At 67.7% G+C, this 19663-nt stretch carries 18 protein-coding genes and 1 pseudogene; 10 read left to right on the top strand and 9 right to left on the bottom strand.

What is annotated here, in order from left to right; all coding sequences use genetic code 11:
• Nucleotide 1 precedes the first annotated feature (1 nt).
• Nucleotides 2-1060, top strand: coding sequence for an ABC transporter permease (locus tag JOE30_RS12270; protein WP_204866956.1), 1059 nt, complete (start codon nucleotides 2-4; stop codon nucleotides 1058-1060).
• A gap of 8 nt (nucleotides 1061-1068) precedes the next feature.
• Entirely contained in the window at nucleotides 1069-1881 is an 813-nt protein-coding gene (locus JOE30_RS12275; RefSeq protein WP_204866957.1) for an ATP-binding cassette domain-containing protein, read from the top strand.
• 170 nt (nucleotides 1882-2051) lie between these two features.
• Here JOE30_RS12275 and JOE30_RS12280 read toward each other — a convergent pair whose 3' ends face one another.
• The 4 genes from JOE30_RS12280 to JOE30_RS12295 are packed head-to-tail and all read right to left on the bottom strand — an operon-like array spanning nucleotide 2052 to nucleotide 5744.
• Complete coding sequence (locus tag JOE30_RS12280) at nucleotides 2052-3035, bottom strand: Gfo/Idh/MocA family oxidoreductase (protein ID WP_307806157.1); 984 nt, start codon at nucleotides 3033-3035, stop codon at nucleotides 2052-2054.
• The gene (locus tag JOE30_RS12285) at nucleotides 3032-3928 is read right to left on the bottom strand and encodes a sugar phosphate isomerase/epimerase (protein ID WP_027503731.1); all 897 of its coding nucleotides are present in this window, start codon (nucleotides 3926-3928) and stop codon (nucleotides 3032-3034) included. Before JOE30_RS12285 ends, JOE30_RS12280 begins: the two co-directional genes overlap by 4 nt.
• Nucleotides 3925-4965, bottom strand: coding sequence for a Gfo/Idh/MocA family oxidoreductase (locus tag JOE30_RS12290; RefSeq protein WP_204866958.1), 1041 nt, complete (start codon nucleotides 4963-4965; stop codon nucleotides 3925-3927). Before JOE30_RS12290 ends, JOE30_RS12285 begins: the two co-directional genes overlap by 4 nt.
• On the bottom strand, nucleotides 4965-5744 hold the full coding sequence (locus JOE30_RS12295; RefSeq protein WP_204866959.1) for an SDR family oxidoreductase: 780 nt from the start codon (nucleotides 5742-5744) through the stop codon (nucleotides 4965-4967). Before JOE30_RS12295 ends, JOE30_RS12290 begins: the two co-directional genes overlap by 1 nt.
• A 76-nt stretch (nucleotides 5745-5820) precedes the next feature.
• Between JOE30_RS12295 and JOE30_RS12300 the strand changes: the two genes are divergently transcribed.
• The gene (locus JOE30_RS12300) at nucleotides 5821-6843 is read left to right on the top strand and encodes a LacI family DNA-binding transcriptional regulator (protein ID WP_204866960.1); all 1023 of its coding nucleotides are present in this window, start codon (nucleotides 5821-5823) and stop codon (nucleotides 6841-6843) included.
• On the opposite strand, the gene JOE30_RS12305 is transcribed toward JOE30_RS12300, so the two are convergent.
• Nucleotides 6802-8043, bottom strand: a complete 1242-nt coding sequence (locus JOE30_RS12305) for an MFS transporter (protein WP_204866961.1) — start codon at nucleotides 8041-8043, stop codon at nucleotides 6802-6804. The two genes, JOE30_RS12300 and JOE30_RS12305, sit on opposite strands and share 42 nt — an antisense overlap.
• A gap of 182 nt (nucleotides 8044-8225) precedes the next feature.
• Here JOE30_RS12305 and JOE30_RS12310 point away from each other — a divergent pair, with 182 nt between their 5' ends.
• Nucleotides 8226-9443, top strand: a complete 1218-nt coding sequence (locus JOE30_RS12310; RefSeq protein ID WP_204866962.1) for an acyl-CoA dehydrogenase family protein — start codon at nucleotides 8226-8228, stop codon at nucleotides 9441-9443.
• A 72-nt stretch (nucleotides 9444-9515) separates the two neighbouring features.
• On the opposite strand, the gene JOE30_RS12315 is transcribed toward JOE30_RS12310, so the two are convergent.
• Genes JOE30_RS12315 through sdhC form a run of 4 tightly spaced genes read right to left on the bottom strand, consistent with a single transcriptional unit; the run spans nucleotide 9516 to nucleotide 12934 of the window.
• Complete coding sequence (locus tag JOE30_RS12315; protein WP_027503726.1) at nucleotides 9516-10298, bottom strand: succinate dehydrogenase iron-sulfur subunit; 783 nt, start codon at nucleotides 10296-10298, stop codon at nucleotides 9516-9518.
• Nucleotides 10298-12049, bottom strand: coding sequence for a succinate dehydrogenase flavoprotein subunit (gene sdhA / locus JOE30_RS12320; protein ID WP_027503725.1), 1752 nt, complete (start codon nucleotides 12047-12049; stop codon nucleotides 10298-10300). The genes JOE30_RS12315 and sdhA overlap by 1 nt, the downstream gene beginning before the upstream one ends.
• Nucleotides 12050-12061: 12 nt before the next feature.
• A complete protein-coding gene (locus JOE30_RS12325; protein WP_027503724.1) occupies nucleotides 12062-12523 on the bottom strand; it encodes a succinate dehydrogenase hydrophobic membrane anchor subunit in 462 nt (153 codons plus the stop codon).
• 3 nt (nucleotides 12524-12526) lie between these two features.
• Nucleotides 12527-12934 (bottom strand): succinate dehydrogenase, cytochrome b556 subunit, encoded by a 408-nt coding sequence (gene sdhC / locus JOE30_RS12330; protein WP_081821085.1) that lies wholly within the window; start codon nucleotides 12932-12934, stop codon nucleotides 12527-12529.
• A gap of 252 nt (nucleotides 12935-13186) precedes the next feature.
• Here sdhC and JOE30_RS12335 point away from each other — a divergent pair, with 252 nt between their 5' ends.
• From JOE30_RS12335 to JOE30_RS12360, 6 genes and pseudogenes are all read left to right on the top strand, one after another.
• Entirely contained in the window at nucleotides 13187-13621 is a 435-nt protein-coding gene (locus JOE30_RS12335) for a cytidine deaminase (protein WP_027503722.1), read from the top strand.
• Complete coding sequence (locus JOE30_RS12340; protein WP_204866966.1) at nucleotides 13614-14897, top strand: thymidine phosphorylase; 1284 nt, start codon at nucleotides 13614-13616, stop codon at nucleotides 14895-14897. Before JOE30_RS12335 ends, JOE30_RS12340 begins: the two co-directional genes overlap by 8 nt.
• Nucleotides 14898-14940: 43 nt before the next feature.
• Complete coding sequence (locus JOE30_RS12345; protein ID WP_204870326.1) at nucleotides 14941-16398, top strand: ABC transporter permease subunit; 1458 nt, start codon at nucleotides 14941-14943, stop codon at nucleotides 16396-16398.
• Nucleotides 16395-17171: an amino acid ABC transporter ATP-binding protein gene (locus JOE30_RS12350; RefSeq protein ID WP_275581299.1), complete on the top strand. Its 777-nt coding sequence runs from the start codon at nucleotides 16395-16397 to the stop codon at nucleotides 17169-17171. The genes JOE30_RS12345 and JOE30_RS12350 overlap by 4 nt, the downstream gene beginning before the upstream one ends.
• Nucleotides 17172-17279: 108 nt before the next feature.
• On the top strand, nucleotides 17280-18350 hold the full coding sequence (locus JOE30_RS12355; RefSeq protein ID WP_239532689.1) for an adenosine deaminase: 1071 nt from the start codon (nucleotides 17280-17282) through the stop codon (nucleotides 18348-18350).
• 182 nt (nucleotides 18351-18532) lie between these two features.
• Nucleotides 18533-19663: pseudogene (locus JOE30_RS12360) on the top strand (tyrosine-type recombinase/integrase).

Here is a 19663-nt window from a genome sequence, read left to right on the forward strand (position 1 = left end):
CATGTCCACTCAGGCAGATCTCGATCTCGCCACGCATACCGTCGTGACCGACGAGCGGGTGAAGAAGCAGAAGCCGTTCCAGCGTCTGCTGGTCCGTCCGGAGATCGGCGCCCTCTTCGGCGCCATCATCATCTTCGTGTTCTTCGCCATCGTCGCGCCGCCGTTCCGGAGCCCCGAGGCCCTGGCCACCGTGCTGTACGCCTCGTCGACCATCGGCATCATGGCGTGCGGCGTGTCGGTCCTCATGATCGGCGGCGAGTTCGACCTGTCGACCGGAGTGGCGGTGACGTTCTCCTCCATCGCCGCCTCCATGCTGGCCTACAACCTCCACCTCAACGTCTGGATCGGCTCTGTTCTCGCCCTGGTGCTGGCACTGGGGGTGGGATTCCTCAACGGGTACCTGGTGATGAAGACGAAGATCCCGTCGTTCCTCATCACGCTGTCCTCGTTCCTGATGTTGACGGGCATCAACCTCGCGGTGACCAAGCTCGTCACCGGCCAGGTCGCGACGCAGTCCATCTCCGACATGGACGGGTTCGAGTCCGCCAAGAAGGTCTTCGCCTCGTCGTTCTCCGTCTTCGGTGTCTCGGTCCGCATCACCGTGCTGTGGTGGCTCGTCTTCACGCTCATCACCACCTACGTGCTGATGAAGACGCGCATCGGCAACTGGATCTTCGCCGTCGGCGGCAACCAGGACTCGGCTCGCGCCATCGGTGTGCCGGTGACCAAGGTCAAGATCGGCATGTTCATGTTCGTCGGCTTCTGCGCCTGGTTCGTCGGCATGCACCTGCTCTTCGCCTTCAACACCGTTCAGTCCGGCCAGGGTGTCGGTAACGAGTTCCTGTACATCATCGCCGCGGTCATCGGTGGCTGCCTGCTCACCGGAGGCTTCGGTACCGCCATCGGTGCGGCCATCGGCGCCTTCATCTTCGGCATGACCAACCAGGGCATCGTCTACGCCGGCTGGAACCCGGACTGGTTCAAGTTCTTCCTCGGTGCGATGCTGCTCTTCGCCGTCATCGCCAACAACAGCTTCCGTTCCTACGCTGCGAAAAGGTGACACCTGACATGAGTGCAACCATCGAGACTCCCCTCGAATCGAACAGTGGCGGCAAGACCCCGCTGATCGAGCTGAGGAACGTCGGCAAGAGCTACGGCAACATCATCGCCCTCGGCGGGATCAACCTGCGCGTCGGCGCCGGTGAGGTCACCGGTGTCCTCGGCGACAACGGTGCCGGCAAGTCGACCCTCATCAAGATCATGGCCGGCCTGCACCAGCAGACCGAGGGCCAGCTGCTCGTCGACGGCGAGGAGGTCAAGTTCTCCTCACCCAAGGACGCGCTCGACAAGGGCATCGCGACGGTCTACCAGGACCTCGCCGTCGTGTCCCTGATGCCGGTGTGGCGCAACTTCTTCCTGGGCCAGGAGCTCCGGAAGAAGGGTGTCTTCCGCACCCTCGACGCCGCCGCGATGCGCGCGACGACCAAGGAGGAGCTCCACAAGATGGGCATCGACCTGCCCGACGTGGACGCCCCCATCGGCTCGCTCTCCGGCGGTCAGCGCCAGTGTGTGGCCATCGCCCGCGCCATCTTCTTCGGCGCCCGTGTCCTCATCCTCGACGAGCCGACCGCCGCGCTGGGCGTCAAGCAGTCCGGCATGGTGCTGCGCTACATCTCGGCAGCGAAGGAGCAGGGCTTCGGCGTCGTGTTCATCACGCACAACCCGCACCACGCGTACATGGTCGGTGACCACTTCGTACTGCTCAACCGTGGCCGCCAGAAGCTCGACTGCTCCTACGACGAGATCAGCCTCGACGATCTCACCAAGGAGATGGCCGGCGGCGACGAGCTGGAGACGCTGACGCACGAACTGCGCCGCTGACGCTCGACTCCCGGGCCCCGCACCTCACACGAGGTGCGGGGCCCGTGTTGTTTCTGCACGCAACCCGTGTCGGCACGGCTGGATGTGCCGTGCGGTCCGCGCCTGTGAGCAGAACTGCACCAACGACGACGGCCCGCACCGGGGAGAGGTGCGGGGCCGTCGTTCGGTGTCTACCGGAGAGGGAGACCTGCCGCCGTGTACGCGGCATCGACGAGCTCCATGGTGGCCACCGCGTCGTCGGCGTCCAGGGGGATCGGAGCGCCGCCTTGCACCCGCGCCGCGAAGGCCTCGAGCTGGTACTCGTACGACGGGCGGGTGCCGAGGTGCTCCACCGTCGTCCCCGACGTGTCCGTGACGGAGACGCGGTCATCGGTGTTCGGCTTGATGTGGTTGTGCGCGAACGCCGTTCCCTCGGTGAAGGTCAGCCGCACCGTGAACTCGTGCTCGGCGTGCTCCATCGAGTTCGTCACGGTGCCGACGGCGCCGTCGGGAAATGCGAGTTCGATGGTCGACGTCGCGTCGACGCCGGGATCACGTTCGGTGGCGACGGCGGAGACCACGCGGGGAGGCCCACCGGCGACGTCGGCGAGCAGACGGTGCACGTGGAGCCCGTAGCAGCCCAGGTCCATGACGGACCCGCCCGCGAGGTCGAGCGACCATCGGGGATCGTCGTCGGCGGGTGCGGGCATGGCCATGACGACCTCGACGCGCGTGAGGCGACCGAGGGTGCCGTTCGCGGCGATGTCCAGCAGCCGTCGCGTCACCGGGTGGAAGAGGTAGTGGAACCCCTCGACGATCACTCCGCCCGTCTCGCGAGCCACGTCGCGTACGGCCCGCGCCTCGGCGGCGTTGCGCGCGAACGGTTTCTCCGTCAGGACGGCCTTGCCGGCCCGCAGGGCGCGTATGTTCCACTCGGCGTGCAGGGCGTTGGCGAGCGGGTTGTAGACGGCGTCCACCTCGGGATCGCCGATCATTGCGTCGTAGTCGTCGGCGACGCGCTCGACGCCGTACCGCTGTGCGAAGGCCTCGGCGCGGCCGCGATCGCGTGCCGCGACCACCACCAGTCGATGACCCAGCGCGTGAGCCGGGCCGATGATCGCCTGCTCCGCGATGCGCGACGCGCCGAGGACCCCGATGCGCAGAGGTGCCGTCACACTGCGGCCGTTCGGGCGGCGACGATGTCGTGGAGATGCTGCACGCTGGCGACGACGTCCGTCACCGGGCCGCCCACCTCGCCCGGCTCCTCGGACAGGATGGTGTCCTGCTCGAGCACGAACCAGCCGGTGTATCCGGCGTCGAGAAGCGAGTCGACGACGCCGCCGATGCCCACGTCCCCGGTGCCGAGCGGCGTGTACATGCCGGCGCGGACCGCGTCGGTGTAGGTGAGCTCGCCGGCCTGGACCCGTGCTGCGAGGGCGGCGTCGACGTCCTTGAGGTGAGCGTGCGCGATGCGATCGGCTGCCGCGGTGGCCAGTTCGGCCGGGTCGGTGCCGCCGATCATGAGGTGCCCGGTGTCCAGGCACAGCGGGATGGAGGAACCGTCGAGCACGCGGTGCACCTCGTCACGCTGCTCGATCATGGTGCCGACGTGGGGATGCACGACGGCGAGGATTCCCCGCTCGGCCGAGGCGGCGGCGAGACGATCGAGGTTGCGCAGCAACACGGTCCACTGATCGGCGGTGAGCGTCGGACGGGCGTCGTAGCCCTCCTGGCCGGTGGACGCGGCGAGGACGATGACGTCGGCGTTCGCGGCCACGAAGCCGTCGAGCAGCGACGCGATGGTCGGCACCGGATCGTGCGACTCCTCATGCAGCAGAACGGGAGCGAAGCCCCCGACGGAGGTCAGGTCGTGACCGGCGAGCACTGCGGCCAGGGACGCCGGATCGGCCGGGAGGAAGCCCTCGGGACCGTTCTCCGTCGCGGTGAGTCCGGCGCCGCGCATCTCGCGCAGCACGCGATCGTTGTCCATCTGGTATCCCCAGCCTGGGACCTCGCAGACGCCCCACGAGATGGGGGCTCCGGCGATACGTACGGGTGCGGCGGTCATGAGCGGACCTCTTCCAGGGTGACGGGTGCGCCGCGGCGCAGGGATTCGGTGGCGGCCTCGGCGATCCAGGCGACCTCGAGAGCGTCCTGCGCGGTGCAGGGGGACGGGCGGGTGCCGGCGCAGACCTTGAGGAACGCGGACAGCTCGGCGCGGTAGGAGGCGGCGAACCGGTCCATGAAGAACCCGTGGGGCGTGTCCGACGGGAACAGCTCGCCGTGAGGGAAGAGCTGGGGCGCTTCCATGTTCCGCACCGGTGTGTGGGGATCCCAGCCGGCGACCACCGTGTCGTCCCGGCCGTGGACCTCGAGGCGGCAGTCGTAGCCGCGGCCGTTGTAGCGGGAGTTCGACACGACACCGACGGCGCCACCCTCGAACGTGAGCAACACCGTGGCGGAGTCGACGTCGCCGGCGGCGGCGAACGCGGGATCGCCCTGGTTCGAGCCGGTGGCGAACACGGACACGACCTCGCGACCGACGATCCAGCGCACGACGTCGAAGTCGTGGACGCTGCAGTCGCGGAAGATGCCGCCGGACTCCGCGATGTACGCCATCGGCGGGGGAGCGGGGTCGAGAGTGGTGGACCGCACGGTGTGCAGGAACCCGAGATCTCCGCTGCGCACGGCACGTTCGGCGGCTGCGACGGCCGGATCGAATCGCCGGTTGAACCCGATCTGCACGGGCACGTCGGAGGTCGCTATGCCGTCGACCACGGCCTTGCTCTCGGTCGCGGTGAAGGCCAACGGCTTCTCGCAGAAGACGGGGATCCCGGCGTCCACCGCGGCCAGCAGCAGCGAGGCGTGCGCGGGTGTGGCCGCCGCGACGACGATGCCGTCCACTCCGGCGGTGAGCATCGCCTCGACCCCGTCGACCTTGTCCGCGCCGTACTTCGCGGCGACGGCGTCGGTGACCTCCGGCCGGCCGTCGGTGACCACGAGGCTCGACACCCCGTCGAGTCCGGCGAGAGTCTCGGTGTGGAACGCACCGATGCGTCCGAGTCCGACGACTCCGATTCGCTGGTTCCGAACGTCGTTGCCCATCAGTCCTGCCCTCCTACTACCTGTTGATCCCATTCGATGACCGAGCCGGTGACGACGCCACTGCGCGGCGACAGCAGGAACACCACCATGTCGGCGATCTCGTCGGGTTGTCCGAGCTTGCCCATCGGCATGCGCGCCGCGGCGTCGGCGGCCCAGTCGTCCGGCGCGTCGTGGAACGTCTTCTGCGTCACCGCTTCGCCCCCGGTCTCGGTCCAGCCGATGTCGAGCGCATTGATGCGGATCCGGTCGAATCGGTGAGCGTGTGCCGCGTTCTTGGTCAGCCCCGACAGTCCGGCCTTCGCCGCCACGTACGGGGCGAGGTACGGCTGCCCGCCGCGGCCGCTCACGGAGCCGATGTTCACGATGGTGCCGGGAGCCGAGCGCGAGAGCATGTCTCGGACGGCGGCCTGCATGACGAAGAACGGTCCTCGCAGGTTGACGGCCACGTGCTGGTCGAACAGCTCGGGGGTGGTGTCGAGCAGCGACCCGCGGGTGGTGAGTCCGGCCGCGTTGCACACGGCATCGACGCGGCCGTAGTGCTCGACGGTGCGCTCGACGCTCGCGATCGCCTCGATGGGGTCGGCGATGTCGGCGCGCACGAAGGTCGCGTCGTGGCCGTCGGCGCGCAGCTCGCGTTCGAACGCGGTGCCCACGTCGTCGCGCCGGCCGCTGAAGGCCACTCGTGCACCCGCGGCGAGGCTCGCCCGTACGACGGCGGCGCCCACACCGGACGTGCCGCCGCTGACGAGAACGACGGTGTCGTCCAGAAGAGTGCCCACACCGGGAAGTCTTGCGGTCCCGGCGCCGGTGATCAACACTCTGAACGCATCAAAAACACCTCGAGAGGACACCGCTGTGGGACATCGCTACAAAGTGCGGGAGATCGCGCAGCAGTCGGGCCTGAGCGAGGCGACCGTGGACCGGGTGCTGCACGAGCGGCCCGGTGTCCGCGAGGACACCCGAGCGGAGGTGCGCCAGGCCATCGCCGACCTCGACAAGCAGCGCACCCAGTTGCGGTTGTCGGGGCGCAAGTTCTTCGTCGACGTGGTGATGCAGGCACCGGAGCGGTTCTGTTCCCAGGTGCGGTCCGCGCTCGAGGCCGAGTTGCCGATGCTGTCACCGGCCGTGGTCCGGTCGCGGTTCCACTTCCGCGAGACGGAGTCGGTGCCCGCGATGCTCGAGACGCTCGACGGCATCCGCGCGCGCGGCTCGCACGGACTGATCGTCAAGGCACCGGACGATCCGCAGGTGTCCGACGCGCTCGACGCCGTCGTGGCGGCCGGCATCCCGGTGGTGACCTACGTGAGCGACGTGCCGTCGAGCGCGCGCACCGCGTACGTGGGCATCGACGACGGCGCCGCGGGCGCCACCGCGGCGTACCTCGTCGATCAGTGGCTGGGGGAGTCGACGTCGAGCGTGCTGGTCACGTTGAGCCACGACACGTTCCGCAACGAGGGCGAACGGGAGATCGGGTTCCGTCGGGCCCTCCGCCGCACGGCGTCCGGGGTGCCGCGGGCCGTGTTCGACATCGCTCGCAGCAGTGGTCTCGACGACACGGTGGAGGATCTGGTGGTCGAGGCGTTGACGCTGCACCCCGACATCGAGGCGGTCTACTCCATCGGCGGCGGCAACGTCGCCACCGTGCGGGCCTTCGAGCGGGTGGGCCGTCGGTGCCGGGTGTTCATCGCCCACGACCTCGACGCGGACAACCGTCGGCTGCTGGCCGAGCGCTCCATCTCGGCTGTGCTGCACCATGATCTGCGCGCCGACGCGCGGTCGGCGTGCCGGTTGCTCATGCAGGCCGCCGGCGCGCTCGAGGGTGTGCGGGACGAACCGTCACCCGTGCACGTGGTCACTCCGCACAACACTCCCCGATGACGCGCTCCGGCCGAGGAGCCAGATGGCGAGTGCGGCGAGGGAGATCGCTGCCCCGGTGAGGCACAGCACCGCCCAGCCGCCGACGGAATAGCTGACGGACGCGGCGACGGAACCGAGGACGCCGCCGCCGAAGTAACTCACCATGTACGCGGTGTTGAGACGGTTCCGCGCCGGCGGATCGAGGACGAACACGACGTTCTGATTGCTGATGTGCGCGCCCTGGGTGCCCAGGTCGAGCGCCATGATGCCGACGATCAGGACGACGACTGCCCACAGGGCGGAGCTGCCCGATCCGAGGAAGAGCAGCGCCCAGCTGGCCAGCAGGATCGACAGGCACAGCGTCGTCGCGCGCCGTCCGTGTCCCTTGTCGGTCATGCGTCCGGCGATGGGTGCCATCAGCGCACCGGCGACCCCGGCGATGCCGAACAGGCCGATCACGGCGTCTCCGTAGGAGAACGGCGGAGCCGCGAGCAGGAACGCGAGCCCGGTCCACAGCACCGAGAACGCGGCCATCAGGAGCGCGCCCAGAGCCATGCGCAACCGGAGCTCCCGGAGTTCGCGCACGAGAGTCAGGATCGAGCCGAGAATGCCGCGGTAGGTGTCGGTCACCACCGGGGTCGACACCGGCACGTACTTCCGCAGCACCACCGCGAGCAGGGCGATGGCCACGGCGGCCACCCCGTAGACCAACCGCCAGCCGCCCAGCTCGGACAGGAGCCCGCTGACGGTGCGCGCCAGCAGGATTCCGGTGAGCAGACCGCTCATGACGGTGCCGACGGTGCGTCCGCGGTCCTCCTCGGCGGCGAGGGCCGAGGCGAGCGGGACGATGACCATGGCGGCGGACGCTCCCACCCCGGCGAGGACCAGGGCGGCGGCGAGCATCGGGAATCCGGGGGACACCACGGCGATGCCGTCCGCGACTGCGCAGATCAGGGCGGCGGTGACGATGAGGCGCCGCCGTTCGATCAGGTCGCCGAGCGGGACGAGGAACGCCAGACCGATGGCGTAGCCGATCTGCGCGGTGGTGACGAGGATCCCCGCCGTGCCCTCCTCGATGCCGAAGGAGCGAGCGATCGTGTCGAGCAGCGGTTGCGCGTAGTACAGATTCGCGACCAGGACGCCGCACGTGACGGCCAGCAGGAGGACCAGCCCGCGGCCGATGGTGGGTTCGGTCGTCGAGCTGCCCCCGGGTTCTGTCACCGATCAACTATGGCCCCACCTCGTCGAGACCGCACAGCGGGGACCCCGGGTACCTCGAGAACACCTCGAGATCCGTTCGACGGGTTCGACTGATCTCGGGACAGCCGGGGTATCCGTGCAGCACGGTGACAGACACAGGCGTCACCCGACCACTCGCCGGACGACCGACACAGGAGTCGCACATGAGCAAGCACGAACCGCTGGGACCTCTCTCGAAGGGGTTCCTCGCCGCGGACATGTTCGGCTACCAGGGCATTCTGACGGACGAGGAGTCGGAGACGGTCGCGGTGGTGCGTCGCTTCCTCGAGGACGAGGTGGCCCCGCGTGCCAATGAGTTCTGGGAGAAGGCCGAATCGCCGGTTCATCTGCTTCCGCGCCTGGCCGACCTCGGCATCGTCGGACTCGAGTACGAGTTCGATGGTCGGGAGCCCGCACGCAAGGTCTTCACCGGGTGGCTGGGCATGGAGTTCTCGCGGGTCGATCCGTCCACGGGCACGATGTTCACCGTCCACAGCGGTCTCGCGATGAGCAGCATCGCCATCCTGGGTTCCGACGAGCAGAAGGAGCGGTGGCTCCCGGCCATGCGCCGGATGGAGAAGATCGGCGCCTTCGGCCTGTCCGAGCCGCACGGTGGATCCGACGTCGCCGGCGGCATGGAGACGACGGCCCGGCTCGATGGTGACCACTGGGTGCTCAACGGCAGCAAGCGCTGGATCGGCAATGCGACCTTCGCCGATCTGATCATCGTCTACGCGAAGGACGAAGCGGACGGTGAGGTGAAGGGCTTCGTCCTCGAGAAGGGTGACGACGGGTTCGCGGAGGGGTTCCGTGCGGAGAAGATCGAGCGCAAGTACTCGTTGCGCGCCGTCGAGAACGCGGATCTGTACTTCGAGGACTGCCGGGTGCCCGCCGCGAACAAGCTCGAGCACGCGAACTCGTTCGCCGACACCGCGAAGGTCCTGTCCCTCACCCGCGGCGGCGTCGCGTGGGGCGCGGTCGGCGTCATGATCGGTGCCTTCGAGAAGGCGGTGGCGTACGCGCAGGAACGCGAGCAGTTCGGTGCGCCCATCGCGTCGTTCCAGTTGATCTCGGACCTGATCGCCCGTATGGCCGGCAACATCACCGCGTGCCTCGGTATGGCGCTACGAGTGTCCCAGTTGCAGGACTCGGGTGTGCGCCACGACGAGCACGCGGCGCTGTCGAAGAGCTACACCACCACGCGACTGCGCGAGGTGGTCGGCTGGGCGCGGGAGATCATGGGCGGCAACGGCATCGTGCTCGACTACGACGTGATCCGGTACTTCACCGATGCCGAGGCGCTGTACTCGTACGAGGGCACGTCGCAGATGAACAATCTCATCGTCGGCAGGGGAGTGACGGGGTACTCGGCGTTCGTCTAGTGCGGCTCCGCCGCCCGTGAGCCTTTCGCGCATCCAGGGATGCGCAAAAGACTCACGGGCGCGAAGCGCACATCAGCGTGCGAAGAGCAGTGCGCGCTTGACTTCCTGGATCGCCTTCGTCACCTGGATGCCACGGGGGCACGCGTCGGTGCAGTTGAAGGTGGTGCGGCAACGCCACACACCCTCGACATCGTTGAGGATGTCCAGACGCTCGGGAGCGCCCTCGTCACGGCTGTCGAAGATGAAGCGGTGTGCGTTGACGATGGCAGCGGGACCGAAGTAGCTGCCGTCGTTCCAGTACACGGGGCACGAGGTGGTGCAGCACGCGCACAGGATGCACTTGGTGGTGTCGTCGAACCGCGCGCGGTCGGCGGCCGACTGGATGCGCTCACGCGTGGGCTCGTTGCCGGACGTCATCAGGTACGGCTTGACGGCGCGGAACGCGTCGAAGAACGGCTCCATGTTCACGATCAGGTCCTTCTCCACGGGCAGACCGCGGATGGGCTCGATCGTGATGGTGAGGGACTTCGAGGAGTCCTTCGGGAGCATGTCGCGCATCAGGACCTTGCAGGCCAGACGGTTGACACCGTTGACACGGACCGCGTCGCTGCCGCACACGCCGTGAGCGCACGAGCGGCGGAACGAGAACGTGCCGTCCAGGTAGTTCTTCACGTACAGCATCAGGTTGAGAAGACGGTCGGTCGGCAGGGTGGGGACCTGGAAGCTGTCCCAGTGCGAACCCTTGTCGTCCTCCGGGTTGAAGCGAGCGATCTTCAGTGTGACCATCACTGCTTCGTCCGGAACCGCAGGCAGACCGCCCTTGTCTTCGGACTTGTCGATAGCGGGTGCGCTCATCAGTACTTACGCTCCATCGGCTCGTAGCGGGTCTGCACCACGGGCTTGTAGTCGAGGCGGATATCGGAGAGCAGACCCTCGCCCACCTTGTACGCCATGGTGTGGCGCATGAAGTTGACGTCGTCGCGCTCCGGGTAGTCCTCGCGGGCGTGTCCGCCGCGAGTCTCCTTGCGGTTGAGAGCACCGGCGACGGTGACCTCCGCCATCTCCAGCAGGAAGCCGAGCTCGACGGCCTCGAGCAGGTCGCTGTTGTAGCGCTTGCCCTTGTCCTGCACGGTGATCCGGCCGTAGCGCTCCTTCAGTCCCTGAATGTCGCTCAGGGCCTGCTTGAGGGTGTCCTCGGTGCGGAAGACGGACGCGTTGTTGTCCATCGACTGCTGCAGCTCGGTGCGGATGGTCGCGACCTTCTCGTTGCCGTGATCCGAGAGGATGAGTTCGAGCCATTCCTCGACCATCTTCTGCGGAGCCTCGGGCAGCGGGGTGAAGTCGACGCTGTTGGCGTGCTCGGCGGCAGCGATGCCGGCGCGACGGCCGAACACGTTGATGTCGAGCAGCGAGTTGGTGCCGAGGCGGTTGGAGCCGTGCACGGACACGCAGGCGCACTCGCCGGCGGCGAAGAGGCCGGGGACGACGTCGTCGTTGTTGCGGAGCACCTCACCGCGGATCTTGGTGGGGATGCCGCCCATGACGTAATGGCACGTCGGGTACACGGGCACCAGCTCGGTGACCGGGTCGACGCCCAGGTACGTACGGGAGAACTCCGTGATGTCCGGGAGCTTCTCCTCGAGGACGTCGGCGCCGAGGTGGGTCACGTCGATGTAGACGTAGTCCTTGTTCGGTCCGGCACCGCGACCCTCGAGCACCTCGAGCACCATCGAGCGGGCGACGATGTCGCGCGGCGCGAGGTCCTTGATGGTGGGGGCGTAGCGCTCCATGAAGCGTTCACCGTCCGCGTTGCGGAGGATTCCGCCCTCTCCGCGCACGGCCTCGGAGATGAGGATGCCCAGTCCGGCGAGGCCGGTCGGGTGGAACTGGTGGAACTCCATGTCCTCGAGCGGCAGGCCCTTGCGGAAGATGATGCTCATGCCGTCACCGGTGAGGGTGTGGGCGTTAGAGGTCGTCTTGTAGATACGACCCGAACCGCCGGTGGCGAACACGATCGACTTCGCGTGGAACACGTGCAGCTCGCCGGTGGCCAGCTCGTAGGCGATCACGCCGGTGGCCACGGGGCCCTCGTCGGTCTCCGTCAGCGCGATGTCCAGCGCATAGAACTCGTTGAAGAACTCCACGTCGTGCTTGACGCACTGCTGGTACAGCGTCTGCAGGATCATGTGACCGGTGCGGTCGGCGGCGTAACACGCACGGCGCACGGGCGCCTTGCCGTGGTCACGGGTGTGTCCGCCGAAGCGACGCTGATCGATCTTGCCCTCGGGCGTGCGGTTGAACGGCAGGCCCATCTTCTCGAGGTCGAGGACCGCGTCGATGGCCTCCTTCGCCATGATCTCGGCGGCGTCCTGGTCGACCAGGTAGTCGCCGCCCTTGATCGTGTCGAAGGTGTGCCACTCCCAGTTGTCCTCCTCGACGTTGGCGAGGGCAGCACACATGCCGCCCTGCGCCGCGCCGGTGTGGCTGCGAGTGGGGTAGAGCTTCGTGAGCACCGCGGTGCGGGCGCGCGGACCGGCCTCGATCGCCGCGCGCATACCTGCACCACCGGCACCGACGATCAGTACGTCGTAACGATGTTCCTGCATGTGCAATCTCCCCTAGCTGGCGGTGATGTTGGGGTCGAACGTGAAGATGACGTACGTGCCCAGACCCATGATGAGGATCATCGAGAGCACCAGAAGCGTGGTGAGCCAGAACCGCGTGGAGTCCTTGCGCGAGTAGTCGGCGATGACGGTCCGCAGACCGTTGCCGCCGTGCAGCTGCGCCAACCAGAGCATCGTCAGGTCCCACACCTGCCAGAACGGGCTCGACCAGCGGCCGGCCACGAAGGCGAAGTTGATGCGGTGAACACCGTCGTCGAGCAGCAACATGATGGACATGTGGCCGAGGACGAGGACGACGAGCGCGAGTCCGGAGAAGCGCATGAACAGCCATGCGTAGAGCTCGAAGTTGCCGCGGTTCTTCCGGCGCGGTGAGCGCGGATTGTCGAGGCTGGCGGGACGGTCGTGAGACGTTCCCAGCGTGCGTGCCTGCTTGGCACCTGCGTCGGTGGTCGCCATGGCTCAGTGCCCCCCGGTGAAGGTGTTGTAGAGGATGCGTGCCGCGCCCGGGATCATGACGACGAACCAGATGCCGAGGATGACCCACAGCATGAGGCGCTGGTACTGGGTTCCCTTCGACCAGAAGTCGACGAGCATGACTCGGATGCCGTTAAGTGCGTGGTAGAGCACCGCGGCCACCAGGCCGAGCTCCATCAGGCCGACGATCGGCGTCTTGTACGTGTCGATCACGTCGTTGTACGCCTGGGGATCGACGCGGACGAGCGCCGTGTCCAGGACGTGCACGAACAGGAAGAAGAACGTGACGACACCGGTGATCCGGTGCAGAACCCAGGACCACATGCCAGGGTCTCCGCGGTACAGAGACCGCGTGCGCTCCCGCGTCGGGGCGGCTTCGGTCGTGCTAGCCATCGAGTGCAGTGCCTCCAACATCATTGATGGACGCGACGAGCGAAGACGCCCGGAGAGATACCGGAGAAATCCAGCTCGATCGTGTGTGTGAAACGACTTCTTCGAACTCTAATCCCATGCTCGGACGCGCACTAATTCGCGTTGGGCCTGGCGTTTCCCTGCCGACCGGAAGTTAGGTTTGCCTGTCCAATGACCTGGTGGGTCGCTCGGAGTTGCCTGCAGTGGCAGCCTCGACGTGACAGGATCGCCCACATGCCGGAAGTCGACTGGAAATCCTTGCGCGACAGTGCTCGTGAGGCTATGACCCACGCCTACGCGCCCTATTCGAACTACCCCGTGGGAGCCGCTGCGACAGTGGACGACGGACGCATCGTCGCCGGATGCAATGTGGAAAATGTCTCATACGGTCTCGGGCTCTGCGCCGAGTGCGGACTGGTGTCGGCGCTGAACGCGAGCGGCGGCGGACGCCTGATCGCGTTCTCGTGCTGCGACAGTCGAGGCTCGATCCTGCTGCCGTGCGGCCGTTGTCGGCAGCTTCTGTTCGAGTTCGGCGGAGGCGATCTGCTGATCGACACGGCGTCGGGTGTGCGTCCACTGAGCGACCTCCTCCCCGAGGCGTTCGGCCCCGACGATCTCGCCGCCGGCCAGGTCTCGAACACCGCTGAGAAGGCGGTGACCGATGCCTGATGCCGTATCGGTGATAGCCACCAAACGCGATGGCCACACCCTTTCTTCGGACCAGATCTCGTGGATGGTCGACGCGTACACCCGTGGCGACGTGGCGGACGAGCAGATGTCGGCCCTCACGATGGCCATTCTGCTGCGCGGCATGACGCGCGTGGAGATCCGCGAGTGGACCGACGCGATGATCGCCTCGGGCAGCCGCATGGATTTCTCGTCCATCTCGCGTCCCACCGTCGACAAGCACTCCACGGGCGGTATCGGGGACAAGATCACGCTCCCGCTCGCACCCCTCGTCGCGGCGTGCGGTGCGGCGGTGCCGCAGCTGTCGGGACGCGGTCTCGGCTACACCGGCGGCACATTGGACAAGCTGGAGTCCATTCCGGGCTGGCGGGCCGATCTCACGGCCGACGAGATGACCCGACTCCTCGACGACCCCGCTGTCGGCGCGGTGATCTGCGCTGCGGGTGCGGATCTGGCCCCGGCGGACAAGAAGCTCTACGCCCTGCGCGACGTCACCGGCACCGTCGAATCGATCCCCATGATCGCCGCGTCGATCATGAGCAAGAAGATCGCCGAGGGGACGGGCGCACTGGTCCTGGACGTGAAGTGCGGATCGGGTGCGTTCATGAAGTCGCTGGATCAGGCGCGCGAGCTCGCCGCGACGATGGTCGAACTCGGCACCGACTCGGGCGTCGACACCGTCGCGCTGGTCACCGACATGTCCACCCCGCTCGGCCTCACCGCCGGCAACGCTCTCGAGGTGCAGGAATCCCTCGACGTCCTGGCCGGCGGCGGACCCGCGGACGTCGTCGAGCTGACTCTCGCGCTGGCGCGGGAGATGGTCGCGGCCGCCGGACTCGACGGTGTCGATCCGGCCGACAAGCTGCGCGACGGCACGGCCATGGACCGGTGGCGGTCGATGATCGCCGGACAGGGTGGCGATCCCGCTGCGCCGCTGCCCGTGGCACGACACACTCACGACGTCGTGGCCGACCGCGACGGCGTGGTCACCCGTGTGGACGCCATGGCGGTGGGTATCGCTGCCTGGCGGCTGGGTGCGGGGCGCGAGCGGCAGGGCCAACAGGTCCAGGCAGGAGCAGGGGTGCGCATGCATGTCAGACCGGGAGAGCGGGTGTCCGCCGGGAGTCCGGTGTTCACGCTGCACACGGACACCCCGGAACGGTTCGACGGTGCGCTCGAGGCGCTGACGGACGGATGGGCCGTCGGCGACGACGCGCCTGCCGCCTCGCCGCTGATCCTGGATCGGATCGGTACGTAGCGTGACGCGCGCTCGGTGGTCCCTCGTCACGCTGGTGGGGGTGATGCTCGCGATCCTGCTGGGCGCGTGCGGGTCGTCCTCGGACGAACCGTTGATCGACACGGTCACCGACAACGGTGTGCTCGTTGTCGGCACGGAGGGCACGTACAGCCCCTTCAGTTTCCAGGGGTCCGACGGTGACCTGACGGGGTACGACATCGACGTCGTCCGCGCGGTCGGGGAGAAACTCGGCGTCCGCGTCGAGTTCGTCCAGACGCCGTTCGACTCGATCTTCGCCGGTCTCGAGTCCGGCCGGTTCGACCTCATCGCCAACCAGGTGACCGTCAACGACGAACGGCAGGCCAAGTACGACCTCTCGCGGCCGTACACCGTCTCCGAGGGCGAGATCGTCGCGCGGGCCGGGGACACGTCGATCACCTCGCTCGCCGACCTGGCCGGCCGGACCACGGCGCAGTCGTCGACGAGCAACTGGGCCGAGGTGGCCACCGACGCCGGCGCTCAGGTGCAGGTAGTCGAGGGATTCGTCCAGGCGGTGACGCTGGTCAAGGACGGCCGTGTCGACGCCACCGTCAACGACTCGCTCGCCATTGCCGAGTACTTCGCCCAGACGGGGGACACGGGCGTCGCCGTGGCCGCGCAGACCGGGGACACCAGCCTGCAGGCCTTCGCCGCCCGTAAGGACAGCGGGCTGATGGACCAGGTGAACACGGCACTCGAGGAGTTGCAGGACGACGGCACGCTGGCGGCGACCTCGGAGCGCTACTTCGGGTCCGACGTCGCGGTGCCCGATCCGCAGACCGCCGCGGCCACCGCGCCCACCGCCGAGGCCGGCGCCACCGAGTCGACTCAGGAACTGATCACCCGCAACCTGGTGCCGATGCTGAAGGCCACCGTCACCACGACGTTGCCGCTCACCGCGATCAGCTTCGTCATCGGTCTCGCGATCGCGCTGGCCGTGGCACTGGCCCGGATCTCCTCGATCCGACCCCTGTCGCTGCTCGCGCGCTTCTACGTCTCGATCGTCCGCGGCACGCCGTTGCTGCTGCAGCTGTTCATCGTGTTCTACGCGTTGCCGCAGTTCGGGGTGGTCATCTCGCCGTTCCCCGCGGCGGTGGTGGCGTTCAGCATCAATGTCGGTGGTTACGCGGCCGAGATCGTGCGGGCGGCCATTCTCGGCGTGCCCAAGGGCCAGTGGGAGGCGGCCGAGACCATCGGCATGGGGTACCGCACCACGCTGCAGCGCATCGTCCTGCCGCAGGCACTGCGCACCGCGGTGCCGCCGTTGTCCAACACGTTGATCTCGTTGGTGAAGGACACGTCGCTGGCGTCCACGATCCTGGTCACCGAGTTGCTCCGCGTGGCGCAGCTCGCGGCAGCCCCCACCTTCGACTTCTTCGCGCTGTACTCGGTGGCCGCGGTGTACTACTGGATCATCTGCATCGTCCTGTCCTCCGTGCAGGGCAGACTCGAGACCCGACTGGACAGGTACGTGGCGCGATGACCGAGAAGCCCTTGATCGAGGCGACGGGACTGCGGAAGTCGTTCGGCGACAACCACGTCCTGCAGGGAGTCGATTTCACCGCCGACCGCGGCACGGTCACCGTCGTCGTGGGTCCGTCCGGCTCCGGCAAGACCACGCTGCTGCGCGGGCTCAACGCGCTCGACCCGGTGGACTCCGGCACCGTGCGCATCGGCGACGTGTCCGCGGACTTCGGTGCCCTGGCGTCGGCTCCGCGTGGGCGCGTCCGGTCGGCGACGGCAGCGCTGCGCGCGCAGAGCGGCATGGTGTTCCAGAGCCACAACCTGTTCCCGCACAAGACGGTGCTGCAGAACGTCGTCGAGGGTCCCGTGATCGTGCAGAAGCACCCACGGGCGGAGGCCGAGGCGGCCGGCAGGGAACTGCTCGCGCAGGTCGGTCTCACCGGCAAGGAGGACCAGTACCCGTTCCAGCTGTCGGGCGGTCAGCAGCAACGCGTCGGGATCGCCCGCGCACTCGCCCTGGCGCCCGAGCTGATGCTGTTCGACGAGCCCACCTCGGCGCTCGATCCCGAGCTCGTCGGCGAGGTATTGGCGGTCATGAAGAACCTCGCGAGCGAGGGTTGGACCATGGTCGTCGTCACCCACGAGATCCGATTCGCGCAGCAGGTGGCCGACCAGGTGCTGTTCGTCGACGGGGGAGTCGTGGTCGAGAGAGGCACCCCCACCGATGTGCTGACGCACCCGGCGCAGGAGCGGACGCAACAGTTCCTCAAACGCATCCTCGACCCGCTGTAGGCGAGGGGCGCGAGGCGCGGCCGCGAACACTACAGTCGGGACATGGATGACGATCTGACGGTTGCTCCGGACAGCGCGGCACGACTGAGCGGTCCGGCACCCCTGGACATGCAGAACATCGCCCGCGCGCCGAAGGCGTTGTTGCACGACCATCTCGACGGTGGGCTCCGGCCGTCGACCGTGCTGGAACTGGCCAGCGAGTGCGGGTACGACGGGCTTCCCGCGTCGGACGCGGAGAGCCTCGGCCGGTGGTTCCGCGACGCCGCCGACAGCGGCTCCCTGGAGCTGTATCTCGAGACGTTCGCGCACACCGTCGCCGTCATGCAGACGGCCGAGGGCCTGCAGCGCGTGGCGCGCGAGTGCGCGGAGGATCTGGCCGCCGACGGTGTCGTCTACGCCGAGGTGCGCTATGCACCCGAGCAGCACCTCGAGAAGGGGCTCACGCTCGACGAAGTCGTGGAACACACCCTCGAAGGGTTCCGCCAGGGCGAGAGTGCCGCCCGTGCGGCCGGTCGGCCCATCGTCATCGGGTGCCTCCTCACCGCGATGCGGCACGCCGCCCGTTCCCGCGAGATCGCCGAACTCGCGGTCCGGTACCGCGATCAGGGTGTCGCGGGCTTCGACATCGCCGGCAAGGAAGCGGGCTTCCCCCCGAGCCGGCACCTCGACGCGTTCGAGTACATGCGGGCCAACAACGCGCACTTCACCATTCACGCCGGCGAGGCGTTCGGCCTGCCTTCCATCCACGAAGCGATCGCATTCTGTGGCACGGACCGGTTGGGCCACGGGGTGCGCATCGTCGACGACATCACCATCAATGCCGACGGTGCCCGCGAACTCGGCCAGCTCGCGAACTACGTGCGGGACAAGCGGATTCCACTGGAACTGTGCCCCAGCTCCAACGTCCAGACGGGCGCAGTGGCCAGTGTCGAGGAGCACCCCTTCGACATTCTGGCCCGCTTACGGTTCCGCGTCACCGTGAACACGGACAACCGGTTGATGAGCGACACCTCGATGAGCAAGGAGATGTACCGGCTGGCCACGGCATTCGGCTACGGCTGGTCGGACCTCGAGCGGTTCACCATCAACGCGCTCAAGTCGTCGTTCCTGCCGTTCGACCAGAGGTTGGCGTTGATCGACGATGTCGTGAAGCCCGGGTATCGGGTGTTGTTGGGGTAGCGGCTTATTGGGGCGGAAGAGGATTTCAACGCCGCCCGAAGGGGGATCAGCGTCGATAATGTCACTTAACGCATCATGACTGCTGAAGAGTCAGTTCAGCACAGTTTGCTTGCGGCCGTGTCCGACGAGGGGTCTAGGCAGCGAAGGAGTCCAGACCTGTTGAAGCGGCCCCCGTGCGCTATCTGACGGCCGTCTCGGGTCCCTCGGAGGGCACGGCAGCGCCCGCGATCCCTGCGGCGGTGTCCGCACGCATCACCGCTGCGGTGGAGTCGTCCCGGTCGGCCGGAACCCGCTGCGCCTTTGGATCCGGGTGTAGACGGTTCACCGACAGGTGCACCCGCAACAGGCACGATGCGCCGCCGGCGCACCCCGTCACGGTCGCCGCCTACCTCGTTGATGCCGCCGACACCGTCACCGCGGCGGGGGAGAAGGCTTAGGCAGCAAACACTCTCTCCGCCCGGGCGGCAGCCATCAACCATTACCACCGCACCGCCGGGCACCCGCAGCCATCGGCGCGCGAGCTCGTCGCCGCCACCCTCGCGGGCATACGCCGCGACTACGCCAGCACCGGCGATCGCCACCGCACGCAACGTGCGCCACTGCTCGTCTCCGGCATCTGGCACCTCGTCGACGCAGCCCGCGGCCAGTGCGACGGGTGGGCCGACGACGTCTTCGAATGCCGCGACACCGCACTGCTGCTCGTCGGATTCGCCGGCGCGTTCCGCCGCTCCGAACTCGCTGACCTCATACGCCGCGACGTCACACTGCACCGCGAGGACGGCCTGTACGTCCAACTCCGCAAAACCAAGACCGACCAGGAAGGCCACGGCGTCATCCGGGCACTCCCGACGACCGAATCGCACGCAACCTGCCCGCCCTGCGCGTATGCGCGATGGGTGCAAATTGTGTGGCATTCGACGCCGGCGGGCGCACCTCCGTCATCCGGCTGCTCCGCGGTCGTGAGCCGTTCGAGGGGCATTTGTGCCGCGGGGGAGCCCCGGACCACGGCGCGGACACCGCCGTTCCGCGCCGTTGCGAAGAACGGCAACCTCGGCACCACACCTTTGTCCGGCGCCGCTATCTACAAAACTATCCGTCGCCGGGCCGAACGCGCCGGCTACGACCCTGGTCTGGTCACGCAGCTTGGTGGACACTCCCTCCGTGCCGGGTTCGTCACTCAAGCCTTCCGCAATGGCGCCGACGCCCACGCCATAATGCGATAGACCGGTCACGCCACCCCCGCCATGCTCGAGCGCTACGCTCGCGAAAACGCACCGCTGATCGGCAATGCTGTCAACGACATTGGGCTGTAA

It is taken from the genome of Rhodococcus sp. PvP016 (assembly GCF_017832185.1).
GTDB lineage: Bacteria > Actinomycetota > Actinomycetes > Mycobacteriales > Mycobacteriaceae > Rhodococcoides.